The organism is Pandoraea sp. E26, assembly GCF_000681415.1.
In the GTDB taxonomy this organism is placed as follows: domain Bacteria; phylum Pseudomonadota; class Gammaproteobacteria; order Burkholderiales; family Burkholderiaceae; genus Pandoraea; species Pandoraea pnomenusa.
Window position 1 is genome coordinate 53,493 of the sequence record NZ_AYXJ01000026.1, and the last position, 14,287, is coordinate 67,779.

At 64.1% G+C, this 14,287-nt stretch carries 14 protein-coding genes; 5 read left to right on the plus strand and 9 right to left on the minus strand.

What is annotated here, in order from left to right:
• The first annotated feature begins 150 nt into the window (after positions 1 to 150).
• Positions 151 to 1,344, plus strand: coding sequence for an acyl-CoA dehydrogenase (locus tag W930_RS0116140; RefSeq protein WP_023871941.1), 1,194 nt, complete (start codon positions 151 to 153; stop codon positions 1,342 to 1,344).
• A 208-nt stretch (positions 1,345 to 1,552) separates the two neighbouring features.
• Here W930_RS0116140 and W930_RS0116145 read toward each other — a convergent pair whose 3' ends face one another.
• A complete protein-coding gene (locus W930_RS0116145; RefSeq protein WP_023594928.1) occupies positions 1,553 to 2,191 on the minus strand; it encodes a peroxiredoxin in 639 nt (212 codons plus the stop codon).
• A 205-nt stretch (positions 2,192 to 2,396) separates the two neighbouring features.
• Between W930_RS0116145 and W930_RS0116150 the strand changes: the two genes are divergently transcribed.
• From W930_RS0116150 to W930_RS29210, 3 genes are all read left to right on the plus strand, one after another.
• Positions 2,397 to 2,705, plus strand: coding sequence for a YqjD family protein (locus tag W930_RS0116150; protein WP_023594927.1), 309 nt, complete (start codon positions 2,397 to 2,399; stop codon positions 2,703 to 2,705).
• 96 nt (positions 2,706 to 2,801) lie between these two features.
• Positions 2,802 to 3,185 (plus strand): phage holin family protein, encoded by a 384-nt coding sequence (locus W930_RS0116155; protein WP_023594926.1) that lies wholly within the window; start codon positions 2,802 to 2,804, stop codon positions 3,183 to 3,185.
• Positions 3,186 to 3,198: 13 nt separating this feature from the next.
• Positions 3,199 to 3,744: a DUF3318 domain-containing protein gene (locus tag W930_RS29210; protein ID WP_025250467.1), complete on the plus strand. Its 546-nt coding sequence runs from the start codon at positions 3,199 to 3,201 to the stop codon at positions 3,742 to 3,744.
• Between the two features lie 25 nt (positions 3,745 to 3,769).
• Here the strand turns inward: W930_RS29210 and W930_RS29215 are convergent, their stop codons facing one another.
• The 8 genes from W930_RS29215 to W930_RS0116200 all read right to left on the minus strand — a co-directional run bounded on the left by W930_RS29215 (position 3,770) and on the right by W930_RS0116200 (position 13,024).
• Positions 3,770 to 4,273 (minus strand): GspH/FimT family pseudopilin, encoded by a 504-nt coding sequence (locus W930_RS29215; RefSeq protein ID WP_023594924.1) that lies wholly within the window; start codon positions 4,271 to 4,273, stop codon positions 3,770 to 3,772.
• The gene (locus tag W930_RS0116170) at positions 4,263 to 4,883 is read right to left on the minus strand and encodes a pilus assembly protein (RefSeq protein WP_036656015.1); all 621 of its coding nucleotides are present in this window, start codon (positions 4,881 to 4,883) and stop codon (positions 4,263 to 4,265) included. Before W930_RS0116170 ends, W930_RS29215 begins: the two co-directional genes overlap by 11 nt.
• The gene (locus W930_RS0116175; protein ID WP_023594922.1) at positions 4,862 to 5,767 is read right to left on the minus strand and encodes a PilW family protein; all 906 of its coding nucleotides are present in this window, start codon (positions 5,765 to 5,767) and stop codon (positions 4,862 to 4,864) included. The genes W930_RS0116170 and W930_RS0116175 overlap by 22 nt, the downstream gene beginning before the upstream one ends.
• A 38-nt stretch (positions 5,768 to 5,805) precedes the next feature.
• The gene (locus tag W930_RS30150) at positions 5,806 to 6,195 is read right to left on the minus strand and encodes a hypothetical protein (RefSeq protein WP_145929471.1); all 390 of its coding nucleotides are present in this window, start codon (positions 6,193 to 6,195) and stop codon (positions 5,806 to 5,808) included.
• 364 nt (positions 6,196 to 6,559) lie between these two features.
• A complete protein-coding gene (locus W930_RS0116185; protein ID WP_023594920.1) occupies positions 6,560 to 6,817 on the minus strand; it encodes an acyl-CoA-binding protein in 258 nt (85 codons plus the stop codon).
• A 285-nt stretch (positions 6,818 to 7,102) separates the two neighbouring features.
• Complete coding sequence (gene adeC / locus W930_RS0116190) at positions 7,103 to 8,590, minus strand: AdeC/AdeK/OprM family multidrug efflux complex outer membrane factor (RefSeq protein ID WP_023871945.1); 1,488 nt, start codon at positions 8,588 to 8,590, stop codon at positions 7,103 to 7,105.
• Positions 8,591 to 8,593: 3 nt separating this feature from the next.
• Positions 8,594 to 11,773 carry an efflux RND transporter permease subunit gene (locus tag W930_RS0116195; RefSeq protein ID WP_023594918.1) on the minus strand — a complete coding sequence of 1,060 codons (3,180 nt, stop codon included), beginning with the start codon at positions 11,771 to 11,773 and terminating at the stop codon, positions 8,594 to 8,596.
• Positions 11,774 to 11,788: 15 nt separating this feature from the next.
• Positions 11,789 to 13,024: an efflux RND transporter periplasmic adaptor subunit gene (locus tag W930_RS0116200; RefSeq protein WP_023871946.1), complete on the minus strand. Its 1,236-nt coding sequence runs from the start codon at positions 13,022 to 13,024 to the stop codon at positions 11,789 to 11,791.
• 478 nt (positions 13,025 to 13,502) lie between these two features.
• On the opposite strand from W930_RS0116200, the gene W930_RS0116205 reads away from it, so the two are divergent.
• Complete coding sequence (locus W930_RS0116205; RefSeq protein ID WP_023871947.1) at positions 13,503 to 14,168, plus strand: TetR family transcriptional regulator; 666 nt, start codon at positions 13,503 to 13,505, stop codon at positions 14,166 to 14,168.
• Positions 14,169 to 14,287 lie beyond the last annotated feature (119 nt).

The following is a 14,287-nucleotide window of genomic DNA, read 5'->3' on the forward strand; positions in this document are numbered from 1 at the left end:
ATTTCAGAACATTGTTCCGCATTGCGGAACTTTAGTCAAGTCGTCGAGCCGTTCCGGCAGATCAGGGCGCGGCAGTGACGGCCGGGGTCCCCGGCGGGCGACGACGATTGGATTCGCGTATTTTTTCGAGAACATCGGAGGAGAAAGGTCATGGCAGGCAACGCACAGTTTCATTGGGAAGATCCGCTGTTGCTCGACGCGCAGCTCACCAGCGACGAGCGCATGATTCGCGACGCCGCAGCCGCCTACGCGAACGACAAGCTCGCGACGCGCGTGCTCGAGGCGTTTCGTCACGAACAAACGGATGCGTCGATTTTCCGCGAGATGGGCGAGATCGGCCTGCTCGGCCCGACGATTCCCGAACAGTACGGCGGCCCCGGTCTGAACTATGTCGCCTACGGGCTGATCGCGCGCGAGGTCGAGCGCGTCGATTCGGGCTATCGCTCGATGATGTCGGTCCAGTCGTCGCTCGTCATGGTGCCCATTTACGAATTCGGCAGCGAAGCGCAGAAGCAGAAGTACCTGCCGAAGCTCGCCAGCGGCGAGTGGATCGGCTGCTTCGGCCTCACGGAGCCGAACCACGGTTCGGACCCGGCCGGCATGACCACGCGGGCCAGGAAGGTCGCGGGCGGGTATGAGCTCAGCGGCAGCAAGATGTGGATCACGAATTCGCCGATCGCCGACGTCTTCGTCGTCTGGGGCAAGCTCGCCGACGAGAACGGCGAAGAGAAGATTCGCGGCTTCATTCTCGAGAAGGGCTGGAAGGGGCTTTCGGCGCCGGCGATCCACGGCAAGGTCGGCCTGCGCGCGTCGATCACCGGCGAGATCGTGATGGATCAGGTATTCGTGCCGGAAGAGAACCTCATGCCGGGCGTCTCTGGCCTGAAGGGCCCGTTCACGTGCCTGAACTCGGCACGCTACGGGATTGCCTGGGGCGCGCTCGGCGCCGCCGAATTCTGCTGGCACACGGCGCGTCAGTACGTGCTCGATCGCCAGCAATTCGGCCGCCCGCTCGCGGCGAACCAATTGATTCAGAAGAAGCTGGCCGACATGCAGACCGAAATCACGCTGGGCCTGCAAGGCTGCCTGCGCCTGGGCCGCATGAAGGACGAAGGTACCGCCGCGGTCGAGATCACCTCGATCATGAAGCGCAATTCCTGCGGCAAGGCGCTCGACGTCGCGCGGCTTGCCCGTGACATGCTGGGCGGCAACGGCATCTCCGACGAGTTCGGTATCGCGCGCCACCTCGTGAACCTCGAAGTGGTCAACACTTACGAAGGCACCCACGACATTCACGCGCTGATTCTGGGGCGCGCCCAGACGGGCATCCAGGCGTTCTTCTGATCGATTCGGAAGAACGGGGTCGCAGGGCCTGTCCACGACCGTGGGCGGTCGCTGCGACTTGTCGGGTACGCGTCGTTTCTCAGGCCGCGCGTTGCGGGCCGTCAATCCCCCGGGCGACGGCGCGTACCCGACAATCGGAGTGTTCGACAAACAAAAAATGCCAGCTCGGACGACGAGCTGGCATTTCTCATTGGCAACGCCGAACGAATTACTTGTTCGGCTGCGGCGTGAGGCGCAGGTACGGGCGCACCGCCTTGTAACCCTTCGGGAATTTCTCCTTGAGCACCGCCTCGTCCTTGAGCGAGGGCACGATCACCACGTCTTCGCCATCCTTCCAGTTACCCGGCGTGGCGACCGAGTAATTGTCGGTCAGTTGCAGCGAGTCGATCACGCGCAGGATCTCGTCGAAATTGCGGCCCGTGCTGGCGGGATAGGTAATGATCAGGCGCACCTTCTTCTTCGGATCGATCACGAACAGCGAGCGCACCGTGACGGTTTCGCTGGCGTTCGGATGGATCATGTCGTACAGCTGCGAGACCTTGCGATCGCCGTCCGCCAGAATCGGGAAGTTGACCGTGGTGTTCTGCGTCTCGTTGATATCCTTGATCCAGCCCTTGTGCGATTCGGCGTCGTCGACCGACAACGCGATGGCCTTCACGTTGCGCTTTTCGAACTCGCCCTTGAGTTTGGCGGTCAGACCCAGTTCGGTCGTGCAGACCGGCGTGTAGTCCGCAGGGTGAGAAAACAGCACGCCCCAGCTGTCGCCGAGATATTCGTGGAATTTGATTTTGCCAACCGACGAGTCCTGCTCGAAATCGGGGGCAATGTCGCCCAAACGCAATGTCATTTACGCTCTCCTTGAGAACCTTCAACTCAGTGGGTAAAGACTAAAGGATGCTAAGCTTAGCCAGAACGAATAAAAAATTTGGTGTAAATAAGTTTTCGAAATATAGCGGGAACGTGCCTGTTGTTTTCTGGCAACGACACGGCGAAAGGGTTACGATACCAGTCATACCCCCCTCGCATTTTCCTCCCCACCACGGGCAACGACAATGTCGCAAGCACATACCAACAAGGAGAAGTTCATGACCGATATCAAAACCGTATTGGCCGACGCCGAAGACCTGCTCAAACAAGCCGCCAACACGACCGGTGAGCGCGCCTCCGAGCTGAGCGACAAGGCCCTGGCGCTGCTCAAGCAAGCCAAGGAGAAAGCGTCCGACGTGCAGGTCGTCGTGGTCGAGAAGAGCAAGCAGGCCGCTCGCGCGACTGACGACTACGTGCACGATCATCCCTGGCAAGCCGTGGGCATCGCAGCCGGCATCGGCGTGGTGATCGGTCTGCTGCTCAACCGCCGGTAAGCCACGCCGACGCACGTTTCCTTCCTCGCCTACTTTGCCCAAGGCGGAGCCCGCCTGACCGGTGCGACGGGTCAGGCGGGCCGCCCAGCCCACTCCATGACCGACAATGATCGTACGACCCCGCCGCGGCCTTCGCTGCGGCGCCTCGCCGGTGCGTTGCTCGAGATCGTACAGTCGCGCATCGAACTCATCGGCATCGAACTGACCGAAGAGAAAGAACGCCTGATGGGCGTGGCCTTCCTGGGTCTGGCCGCGATGCTGTTCGGTGTTCTCGCTCTCGTCTCGCTGACCGCGCTCGTGATCGTCATTTTCTGGGACACCTACCGTCTTCAGGCCATGACCGGCATCTTCATCGTGTACCTGCTGCTTGCCGCGTGGTGCGCCGCGCGCGCGCGCAACATTCTGCGCGATGCCCCGATGCCGTTCGAGGCGACACTGGCCGAGTTCGAAAAGGACCGCGACGCGCTGCGTCCGGACTGAAGGAGATCTGCCCGTGCCGCTGGAACCGAACCGCTCTCAACGTCCGCGTCGCCCGCACCAGTCGCGACGCTCTCGCCATGAATTGCTTGCCATCCGCAAGGAGCTCGTGCTCACGCGCATTGCCGTCGAGCGCGCCGAACTGATACAGGCCGCGCACGTCACGCGCGAACGCCTGCGTAATTTCCGATGGGTCCGTTACCTGCTGCCTGGCGGTTTCGGCAAGTTCTCCGGACTGGGTGGACTCGCCACGTCGGGACTCAAGCTCGGCGGATTGCTCGAGCGCTATCCGCTCGTCAGTTCCGTGGCTTCGCTGGCCCTCACCGGCCTCTCGCACACTCCCGTCGGGCGCGTGGTTCGCCGCGGCCTCAAGTGGGGCAGCCTGGGCGTGCTCGCCTGGCAGGGCGTCAAGCTGTGGCAGGAGTCGACGAAACCGTCTACGCCACGAGGCACGTCGGGGACCGCATCGACCACGACGAGCACTCGCGCCTCTCACACCGAAAGCGCCAAGGCCAAGGCCGACACCAAGGCCGAAGATACGGGGACTCCCCCGCTGATGTGACCGTTTCGCGGCCCCGGTGATCGCGTCAAGCGTCGCAGCGCCGGGGAACCCGGGCGCGGCCGTAGGCATTGATCACAATGCAGATGCGCCGCCCATGTCCCGTTACCCGCGCGGTGCCCAGGATCCAGGCGCGTTTTTGCTTTCGCATGAACCCGTTCTCCGCAAAGGCGACGCCTGGTGTGAAACTCAGCGCCCAATCGGCCTCGACACTCACACCATCGGGCAGCGGTGCATAGCGCGCCAGCAATAGCTCCCCGGCATCGAATCGATCGTTGAGATTCTCGTCGACGAACGTCAGCCAGCCACTGCTCAGACGGCTCCCGTCGACCGGCGCCAGCGTGACGCGTCGATGCCGCGCCAATGCCTCTGCCCGGGCCGATTGCATGGCGGCCAGCAGGGCGCGCGCGGTGATGTCCACCGAGACCCGGCGGCGGACGGCCTCGATCGAGGGTGCCGCCGCGCACAGCGCGATCGCCAGCACCGCCATGGCCACCAGGCATTCGAGCAAGGTGAATCCGTCACGACGCATCGCAACGCTCGCGTGCCGCGCGAGTCTCCCGGTCGTGCCACGCCGTCACCTCCCGCCAGCTCAGCCGCCTCGGGATGAAGCGGGACTCGGAAATGCCGGATCGGCGCGCCTCGTCCCGTTGCCGAATCTCGTAGATGGCCTGCAGATAGACCCGGGTGCCCGGGAGCTTCCCGCAGCCCATGGCGCTCACGCGATATCGTCGAATCGCGGCAACACGCGATGTCGGGTCGAGCGCAGGATAGTCCGAGAACGCAATGCGTTCGATGAAGTAGCGCGCATCCTTGACCGCGACGACCGTGTCGCCGCGGGTCCAATCGACCGTTCGCCATCTCGGCGTGTCGTTGCGAAACCAGATGTCACCCCGGTGATTCGCTTCGATCACACCGTGAGGACCGCCGTCGAATGCGGACACCGCGGCGATATCGGCCGCCTCCGGGCCGAGCGTGAGTCGATGACGTGCGAGCACGAGCGCGTTGTTCGCCGCGGTGAATGCGTGGGCACGGTCGTACATGTAGGCGACGAAACGATCGGCAAGCTGGCGGTGCTGCATGCCCGACGCCGCCAGCGTCGTCAACGCGGCGAGCCACATCACCATGAAGACGCCAACCATTTTGCCTCCTCGCCAATGCCACCATCGTTGCGGCGATATGCCAGGAGCGTGAATACGTGGAGATGAACGTCGCCCGCATTCATCAGCCGCTTGTATTCGCGCCCTCCGGTTGCCTTGTCGAACACCTCCACCACGCGAGATGTCGTCGGTTTGGCGCCGCGCCGCGGCGCGCCGCGCATGACCAGCGAGATCGCCACCGCAGCCACGTTGTCCCAGCCCCCTTCGCCCGCCGGCGGCCTCGGGGGTGTGCCCCTCAGGCGCTTGAGCGGCGCCGACCATCGCAAGGGCCCGTTCCCTCCGACGCGGAATCCGAGCCTGAGGTACATGGCCTCCACGCCGGTGACCAGCACCTGGGCCTGGCGCAGGTAACTCGGACCGACGTAATCCCCATAGCGGCAGAAGAGCGACGGGACGCCGTCCTCGCCTTTCGCCACGTAGAAGATGCTCAGGTGACGATCATCGGGGGAGCCCAGTGCCTTGACGCTCAGTCCGGAGCAGTTCTGCACGGCACCGTTGCCACCGATCGGGTACCCCGCCCCATGAAACTGGACCTCCATCAGGTCGCTGCCTTGCCAACCGCGCCGCGCACACGTCTCGACCGACGCCGCACATTCCGCGCTCGCGCGTAATGGCGGCCACCTGCGCACCGCTTTGTCGGGTGCGGTGATGCGCCCCTCCATCGGGTCCCAATTGCGATAACCCGCCATGGCGACCGCACGCGAGAGTTGCGTCAGCGCGAACATGGCGCGTTCGTTGACGTCGTACCGCTCGGCCTGCGCCCGCCACAGGCGCAGCCCGGCCAGATAGATTGCGATCGCGGCCATCACGATCAGCAACCCGAGCGGCATGGCCAGCACCCACTCCAGCAGGGTGAATCCCATCATGCGATGCGCTCGCGTTCGCGCATGGACACGGTATCTCGTCATCGCGCACGACCCTCGCGCGAGGTTTCGCCCGCCTCATGCGAGGGAAATGCCATTGCCACCATGCCGGAAGACGCGGCCACCGCCGCAGGCGTCGCACCGCTCGCGGCCTGCCATTGCGCAAGACCTTGCGCCCCCGCCATCAGGGCCGCCAGCGTGAACACGGCGTCGAGCATCGCCGCGCCGCGCATCGAGCCCCGACAACGTCTGCCACGCCGGACAGGCCCGACGGCGCCCTCGCGCGTATTCGGCGTCATGCCGCGCCGCTGCACGCGTACGCTCCACAGGCGTCGCGTGTCTCGCTGCCAGCGCCCGTCACGACTGTCATGGCTGTCATGGCTGTCATGCGGGCCATGCCGTGCCCGCTCTCCCGGCGCGTCTGCGCGCATCGTCACAGGTCCGGTCTGTCGATCGACAGGCAGTCTGCGGCCCGGCAGCGCATGCCGCGTTTGCGTGCAATCCCTGCCGCGCGCGGCGCGGCGTATGGCGTGAAGTCGATCGCGGTGCATGGTTCGGTACCTCGTCTCGTTGATGACGGGCTCATCGTCGCGCACCGCCCACAACACGCCAATCGGACAGCACCGCAAAACCTCCACCGCTTTGGATCACCGCCTTCCCGGTACGCCATATCGCTTCGCGGACGGACTCCCAAAAAAAGACGGCGACCGAAGTCGCCGTCTTTCCATTTGTCGTGCCGAGGGGGGCCTGCGCATCGCGTCATTGCCGAATCGGGCCGGCGCGACACGCGGGAACTCATCCCTTCAACCCTTCGATGAGCTCGACATACGCTTGCTGGACCTCCTCTTTCGACTTGCCCTTGAGCATTTCCCAGGCGTCGTACTTGGCGCGGCCGACGAAATCGGTCATGCCGGGACGTGCGCCCGTCACATCCCCTTCGGTGCCTTGCTTGTAGAGGGCGTAGATGCGCAGCAGCGTCAGATTGTCGGGGCGCTCAGGCAGTTGCTTCGATTCGGCCACCGCCGCTTCGAATCGTGCTTGAAGATCGCTCATGGTGTCTCTCCCTGGAAATGCGGTCAGCTTATTTTTGCCCCATGCGGCCCGGCGATCGCGGGGTCATACGCGGGCGTCGACGCTCGGGGTGTTGCGAATACAACGCAAATAAGGATAGCGACGAAGCCGCAGCCAAGGTAGGGGCGAGCGTAGAAGGCCGCGTCTAAACCTCTCGGGAACTGAGTCGATTTCTCGCCTCGCGCGACACCCGAATGCGAAACGCCCGGCGATTGCCGGGCGTTTCGATCTTCAGATAATGCGAGATGACAAGCGATCAGTCACCGCTCACGACGAGGCTGCCGGGGCCGACGCCGCGTCCGCATTCGCCGGAACGGTGCGCTCTTCCCATCCGCCGCCGAGCGCCTTGTACAGCGTGACGAGATTGGTCCAGCGTGCCAGTCGCGTGGCGATCAGCGTCTGCTGCGCCGAGTACAGCGAGCGTTGCGAGACCAGCGCGTTCAGATAGCTGTCGACGCCGTTGCGATAGCGCAGATCCGAGAGTTTGTAGCTCTCGTCGCTGGCCTTCACGAGCGACTCCTGCGCCGCGATCTGGTCGTCGAGCGTGCCACGTGCGGCCAGCCCGTCGGAGACTTCGCGGAACGCCGTCTGAATCGCCTTCTCGTAGTTGGCGATCTCGATACGCTTTTGCACCTTGGCCAGTTCGAGGTTGGCGATGTTTTGCCCGCCCGCGAAGATCGGCAGCGTGATGGTCGGTGCGAATGACCAGGCACCCTGCCCGCCCTTGAACAGATTGCTCAGCGATGCACTCGCCGTACCCGCGCTCGCCGTAAGCGAGATCGACGGGAAGAACGCGGCACGGGCGGCGCCAATGTTGGCGTTGGCACCCTTGAGCGTGTGCTCGGCGGCGGTGACGTCGGGCCGGCGCAGCAGCAGATCCGACGGCAGGCCGGCCGGCAGATCCGCAAGCAACCCCTGCCCGTCGAGCGGACGCCCCGGTGGCAAATCCGCCGGCAGCGGCTGACCGATGAGCAGCGCGAGGGCGTTCTCGTCCTGTGCCACCTGACGCGTGTACTGTGCGTAATTCGCGCGCGCCGTATCCACCGGCGTTTGCGCCTGACGCAGATCCAGCCCGGAGGCCGTACCCACGTTGAAACTGCGCTTGGTCAGGTCATAGGACGATTGCTGGCTCTTGAGCGTGTCTTCAGTCAGCTTGAGCAGTTCCTGATCGGCCAGCCACGTGAGATACGCCGTAGCCACTTCGGAGACCAGCGTGATGTGCGCGGCCCGCGCCGTATCCTCGCTCGCCAGGTACGTCTCCAGCGCCTGATCCTTCAGACTCTGAATCCGACCGAACAAATCGAGTTCGTAGGACGTGAAGCCCACGCCGACCTGATAGCTGCGGCTGATGCCCGCGCGTCCGGACGACGTCAGATCAGCCGGCGACCGCTGTACCGACGCCTGCCCTGCCGCCCCCACCGAGGGCAACAGCGCGGAGCGCTGAATCTGGTATTGCGCACGCGCGGCCTCGATGTTGAGCATCGACACACGCAGGTCGCGATTGTTTTGCAACGCGATCTCGATCAGCTTCTGCAGGCGCGGGTCGGTGAAGAAATCGCGCCAGCCCAGATCGGCGGCCGCCACGGCATTGCTGCCGGCGGTGCCGTTCTGATTCGCCGCTCCCGGTGTCTTGTAGGCCGGGCCCGTGGGGAACGCCGTGGCAACTGGCGCCTCGGGCCGCTCATAGTGCGGCGCGAGGGTACAGCCTGCCAGGAACGCTGCCGCCAAGGCCATCGGCAATGCTTTGTGCTTCATAGGTCAGTTTCCTTCCTTGGCGGGACCGTCGGTTGCGTCCGGGTTTTCATGACGCGCTTCCGGATGCTCCACCGTATCCAGATCCTCATGCGCGAAGCGTTTGCGCACCAGCACGAAGAAGATCGGCACGTAGTAGATCGCGAGGAACGTCGCGGCCAGCATACCGCCGATCACGCCGGTACCGATCGCATGCTGCGACGCCGAGCCCGCACCGTTGGAGATCGCCAGCGGCAGCACCCCCAGGATGAACGCCATCGACGTCATCAGAATCGGGCGCAGACGCAGTCGCACCGCCTCCATCGTCGCTTCCATGAGCGTGCGGCCCTGCTCCTGCAGATCCTTGGCGAATTCCACGATCAGAATCGCGTTCTTCGCCGACAGACCCACGGTCGTGAGCAGACCCACCTGGAAGTACACGTCGTTCGACAACCCCCGCAGCGTGGCGGCAAGCAGCGCCCCCAACACCCCCAGCGGCACCACCAGAATCACCGAGAACGGAATCGACCAGCTTTCGTACAGCGCAGCCAGGCACAGGAACACGATCAGAATCGAAATCGCATACAGCGCCGGCGCCTGCGAGCCCGAAATGCGCTCTTCGAACGACAGCCCCGTCCACTCCAGACCGATACCCGCCGGGAGCTGCTTGGCAATTTCCTCGACCGCCTTCATGGCGTCGCCCGACGACTTGCCCGGCGCCGGCATGCCCTGGATTTCCACGGCCGGCACACCGTTGTAGCGCTCCAGTCGAGGCGAGCCGTAGATCCACTTGCCGGTCGCGAAGGCCGAGAACGGCACCATTGTCCCGCTGGCGTTGCGCACGTACAGCTTGTTGATGTCCTGCGGCAACATGCGGTCCTTCGGTTCGGCCATGACGTACACCTTCTTCACACGACCGTGGTCGATGAAGTCGTTCACGTACGAGGAGCCCCATGACGCCGAGAGCGTGGTGTACACGTCGGCGATCGACAGCCCCAGTGCCGAGGCTTTCTCCTCGTCGACGTCGACCTTGTACTGCGGCGTGTCGTCCAGACCGTTCGGACGCATGTTCGCGAGGTTCGGGTTCTTCGCCGCCATGCCCAGGAACTGGTTGCGGGCGGCCATGAGCGCGTCGTGACCGAGGCCCGCGCGATCCTGCAACTCGAAGTCGATACCGCCCGCGTTACCCAGTTCGGGCACCGACGGCGGGTTGATCGCGAAGATCATGGCGTCCTTCACGCTGGCGAATGCCTGGTACGAACGTGCGATCACGGCCTGCACCTTCAGGTTCGACGACTGACGCTCATCCCACGGTCGCATCATCGTGAAGGCGATACCCACGTTCTGACCGCGGCCGTTAAAGCCGAAGCCGGTGACCGTGAAGATCGAACGCACCGCGTCCTTTTCCTTTTCGAGGTAGTGCTTCTCGACCTGCTTCATCACGTCGAGCGTACGCTCCTGCGTCGCACCCGGCGGCAATTGCACGAGGTTGAAGAAGTAACCCTGGTCCTCGTCGGGCAGGAACGCCGTCGGCATGCGCACGAACAGGAAGCCCACCACGGCGACGATCACCACGTAGACGATCACGAACGGCGTGGAGCGCTTCAGGATGCGCTCCACCTGTCCCTGGTACGCCTTCGAGCTGCTGTCGAACTTGCGGTTGAACCAGCCGAAGAAGCCACGCTTCTCGTGCACCTCGCCCTTCTTGATCGGCTTGAGGATTGTCGCGCACATGGCCGGCGTGAGCACGATGGCCACGAGCACCGACAGCGCCATGGCCGCCACGATGGTCAGCGAGAACTGACGATAGATGGCGCCGGTCGAGCCACCGAAGAATGCCATCGGCACGAACACCGCCGAGAGCACGAGCGCCACGCCCACCAGCGCACCGACGATCTGGCCCATGGCCTTCTTCGTCGCTTCCTTCGGACTGAGGCCCTCCTCGGCCATCACCCGCTCCACGTTCTCCACCACCACGATCGCATCGTCCACCAGCAGACCGATGGCCAGCACGAGACCGAACATCGACAGCGTATTGATGGAGAAGCCCGCGGCGCCCATGATGCCGAACGTGCCGAGCAGCACCACCGGCACCGCAATTGTCGGAATGATCGTCGCCCGCAGGTTCTGCAGGAACAGATACATCACCAGGAACACCAGCACGATACCTTCGATGAGGGTCTTGATCACTTCCTCGATCGAGATCTTCACGAACGGCGTGGTGTCGTACGGGTAGTCGACCTTCATGCCGGCCGGGAAGTACGGTTCGAGCTCCGTCACGGCCTGCTTGACGGCGGTGGCCGTCTGCAGCGCGTTCGCACCGGTGGCCAGCGTGATGGCCAGACCGGCCGCGGGTTTGCCGTTGTAACGTGCGACGACCTGATACGACTCGCCGCCGAGTTCCACGCGCGCAACGTCGCCCAGACGCACCTGCGAGCCGTCCTTGTTGACCTTGAGCAGAATCTTGCGGAACTGCTCGGGCGTCTGCAGACGGCTCTGCGCCATCACGGTGGCGTTGAGCTGCTGGCCCTTCACCGCCGGCGCGCCACCGAGCTCGCCCGCCGAGACCTGCACGTTCTGCGACTGAATGGCGTTCGAGACGTCGATGACGGTGAGGTTGTACCCGTTGAGCTTCTGCGGATCGACCCACACGCGCATCGCATACTGCGAGCCGAAGAGCTGAACCTGACCCACGCCGTTCACACGGCTGATCGGATCCTGCACGTTCGCGGCAATGTAGTTCGCGAGGTCGATGTCGGACATCTTGCCGTCATCGGAGTAAGCACCGATCACCAGCAGGAAGTTCTTGGTCGCCTTGGCCACCCGGATCCCCTGCTGCTGCACCTGCTGCGGCAGCAGCGGCGTGGCGAGTTGCAGCTTGTTCTGCACCTGCACCTGCGCGATGTCGGGGTTCGTGCCCTGGGCGAACGTCAGCGTGATCTGGGCGGTCCCCGAGCCGTCGGACGTCGACGACATGTATTCGAGGTGATCGATACCGTTCATCTGCTGCTCGATCACCTGCGTGACCGTATCCTGCACGGTCTGCGCGGAGGCGCCCGGATAGGTCGCGGTGATCTGCACGGACGGCGGTGCGATCGGCGGGTATTGCGAGACCGGCAGCTTCAGGATCGAAAGCGCGCCGGCCAGCATGATCACAATGGCGATCACCCAAGCAAAGATCGGGCGATCGATAAAAAACTTTGCCATGAATGAGGCTCCGCGTTATTGGGCTTTGGCGCTCGAGGCGGCGTCGGCCTGCGATGCGGGGGCAGCGGCGGCCGCGGCCGGCGCGCTGGCGCCCGCAGGGGCTTGTGCACCCGGCAACTGTGCCGGAACGGCCTTCGCGGGGGCGCCCGGACGAACCTTCTGCAGGCCAGCCACGATCACCTGATCGCCGGCCGCCAGACCCGAGCTCACGAGCCATTTATCGCCGATGGCCCGATCGGTCACCAGCTGGCGCAACTCGACCTTGCCTTCCTTGTTCACGATGAGCGCCGTCGGCTGGCCCTTCTGGTCACGCGTGACACCCTGCTGCGGCACCAGCAGACCGCCTTCCTTGACCCCTTCCCTGAGCGTGGCGTGCACGAACATGCCGGGCAGCAACTCGCGGTTCGGGTTCGGGAAAATGGCGCGCACGGTCACCGAGCCGGTCGTCTGGTCGACGGTGATGTCCGAGAACTGCAGCTTGCCCTCGAGCGGGTACTTCGTGCCGTCTTCCAGCGTGAGCGACACGGCAGCCGCATTCTTGCCGGCGCTCTGCAGCTTGCCGTCGGCCAGCGCGCGGCGCAGACGCAGCCCGTCGGCCGCCGATTGCGTCACGTCGACGTACATCGGATCGATCTGCTGAACGGTCGTCATGAGCGTGGCGGCGCCGGCCTGCACGTAGGCACCCTCGGTCACCTGCGACAGGCCGGTACGGCCCGAGATCGGGGCGGGCACATCGGTGTAGCCCAGGTTGATCCTGGCGGTGTCCACGGCGGCCTTGCCGGCCTGCACGTCGGCGTCGGCCTGAAGGGCTGCCGCCACGGCGTTGTCGTAATCCTGCTTCGACACGGCCTCGGCGGCCACCAGTTGCTTGTAGCGATCGGCCAGCAGCTTCGTCGACGCCTGATTCGCGACCGCCTTCGCGAGCGTGGCCTTGGCGTTCTCATAGGCGGCCTGGTAAGTGGCCGGATCGATCTTGTACAGACGCTGCCCTGCCTTGACGTCACCGCCTTCGGTGAAATCGCGCTTGAGCACGATGCCGTCGACGCGCGCGCGAACGTCCGCGACGCGATAGGGCGAGGTACGTCCGGGCAGATCGGTCGTCAGTGTTACGTTCTGGGGTTGCAGCGTCACGACGCCGACTTCCGGCACCATGGCCTGCGGCTGCTGCGGCTTCTTGCCGCATGCGGCCAGGGTCATGACCGCGATTGCTACGGCAGTGACCATCCCCAGTGAACTTCTCTTGACGTGCATATACGCCCCCGATAAATGGAATGCGGTCAAACAAAATGACAGAACGTTGCGACGATTGCGACGGCGAAGGCCGGTCCGCAATCCCGTCGCACGAAGGCGGGTCGGTGAGTGCCGGAAGGCCGCGCAAGCGGGCCCTGGGAGACTGGCCCGCAGTCGGGCCGCAAGGACGTCCCCGGCGCGGCGGTGACCGCGCGCGCTGGCACTCATGTGAGATCGTCGAACAGGCTCCGGGATAACAGGTGATCCGAATGTCGCGCCCGGTGGCGCTCCACCGGCCAATTCGCTCCCTCGGATCAGTGAGGTGTTTCCCTTAGAGGAAGGAGCTTAAATGTACCCTGTGCAATAGAGCAAGCGGCTGCTATTATAGATACATTCATGAATGTATGTAAATCACATTGCGTCGCACCAAAGTGCGGCGCTGTTTACATCGCATTTCGCAAGACATCCTGCAATTTTCCGCTGCTCCGGTGACACGACGATGGCCCGCAGAACCAAAGAGGAAGCGATCGAGACGCGCAATCTGTTGCTCGACACCGCGGAGACGGTGTTCGCACAGAAGGGTGTGTCGCGCACGTCGCTGGCCGATATTGCCGAAGCCGCCGGCCTGACCCGTGGCGCCATTTACTGGCACTTCAAGAACAAGATCGACCTGTTCAATGCCATGACGGACCGCATCCGTCTGCCGATGGAGCGCATGATCGACGAGGAATGCGCCGAGCCGGAAGACGGCGCCCCCATGGTGCGCATGCACGAAATCTGCAAACTGGTGCTCAAGGAAACGGCTCGCAACGAGCGCCGCCGCCGGGTGCTGGACATTCTGTTCCACAAGTGCGAGTACACGAACGAGATGCTTTCCGTGCTCGAGCGCCAGCGCGAGGCCTGCGCCGACGGCAAGCAACGCATCATGCGCGACATGGAACGCGCCATTGCGCGCGGCCAGTTGCCCGCGCAGCTCGATACCCGGCGCGCTGCCATCATGCTGCATGCGCTGGTCGTCGGCATGATGTCGGACTGGCTGTTCCTGCCGGACTACGATCTCGGCGTGGAATGCGATGCAGTGGTCGACGGCTTTTTCGACATGCTGCGAACCAGTCCCGCCATGCGGCGGCCCGGCACCCCCGCCGTGCAGAACGCAACGGTCTGAACCGGCCGCCGAATTCAGTACATATATTAATTAGCAGGCGCCCCGCTCCGGGGCGCCTTTTTGTTGCCGAATCGACAAGTGCGTGAACGTGCGCGACGTCCCGAAATTCTCGAATCGAG

Excerpts from the sequence above, each read along its gene's own strand:
- W930_RS0116140 (WP_023871941.1), top strand. The coding sequence starts at position 151 with ATGGCAGGCAACGCACAGTTTCATTGGGAAGATCCGCTGTTGCTCGAC.
- W930_RS0116145 (WP_023594928.1), bottom strand. The coding sequence starts at position 2,191 with ATGACATTGCGTTTGGGCGACATTGCCCCCGATTTCGAGCAGGACTCG.
- W930_RS0116150 (WP_023594927.1), top strand. The coding sequence starts at position 2,397 with ATGTCGCAAGCACATACCAACAAGGAGAAGTTCATGACCGATATCAAA.
- W930_RS0116155 (WP_023594926.1), top strand. The coding sequence starts at position 2,802 with ATGACCGACAATGATCGTACGACCCCGCCGCGGCCTTCGCTGCGGCGC.
- W930_RS29215 (WP_023594924.1), bottom strand. The coding sequence starts at position 4,273 with ATGCGTCGTGACGGATTCACCTTGCTCGAATGCCTGGTGGCCATGGCG.
- W930_RS0116170 (WP_036656015.1), bottom strand. The coding sequence starts at position 4,883 with ATGGTTGGCGTCTTCATGGTGATGTGGCTCGCCGCGTTGACGACGCTG.
- W930_RS0116175 (WP_023594922.1), bottom strand. The coding sequence starts at position 5,767 with ATGATGGGATTCACCCTGCTGGAGTGGGTGCTGGCCATGCCGCTCGGG.
- W930_RS30150 (WP_145929471.1), bottom strand. The coding sequence starts at position 6,195 with ATGCGCGCAGACGCGCCGGGAGAGCGGGCACGGCATGGCCCGCATGAC.
- W930_RS0116185 (WP_023594920.1), bottom strand. The coding sequence starts at position 6,817 with ATGAGCGATCTTCAAGCACGATTCGAAGCGGCGGTGGCCGAATCGAAG.
- adeC (WP_023871945.1), bottom strand. The coding sequence starts at position 8,590 with ATGAAGCACAAAGCATTGCCGATGGCCTTGGCGGCAGCGTTCCTGGCA.
- W930_RS0116195 (WP_023594918.1), bottom strand. The coding sequence starts at position 11,773 with ATGGCAAAGTTTTTTATCGATCGCCCGATCTTTGCTTGGGTGATCGCC.
- W930_RS0116200 (WP_023871946.1), bottom strand. The coding sequence starts at position 13,024 with ATGCACGTCAAGAGAAGTTCACTGGGGATGGTCACTGCCGTAGCAATC.
- W930_RS0116205 (WP_023871947.1), top strand. The coding sequence starts at position 13,503 with ATGGCCCGCAGAACCAAAGAGGAAGCGATCGAGACGCGCAATCTGTTG.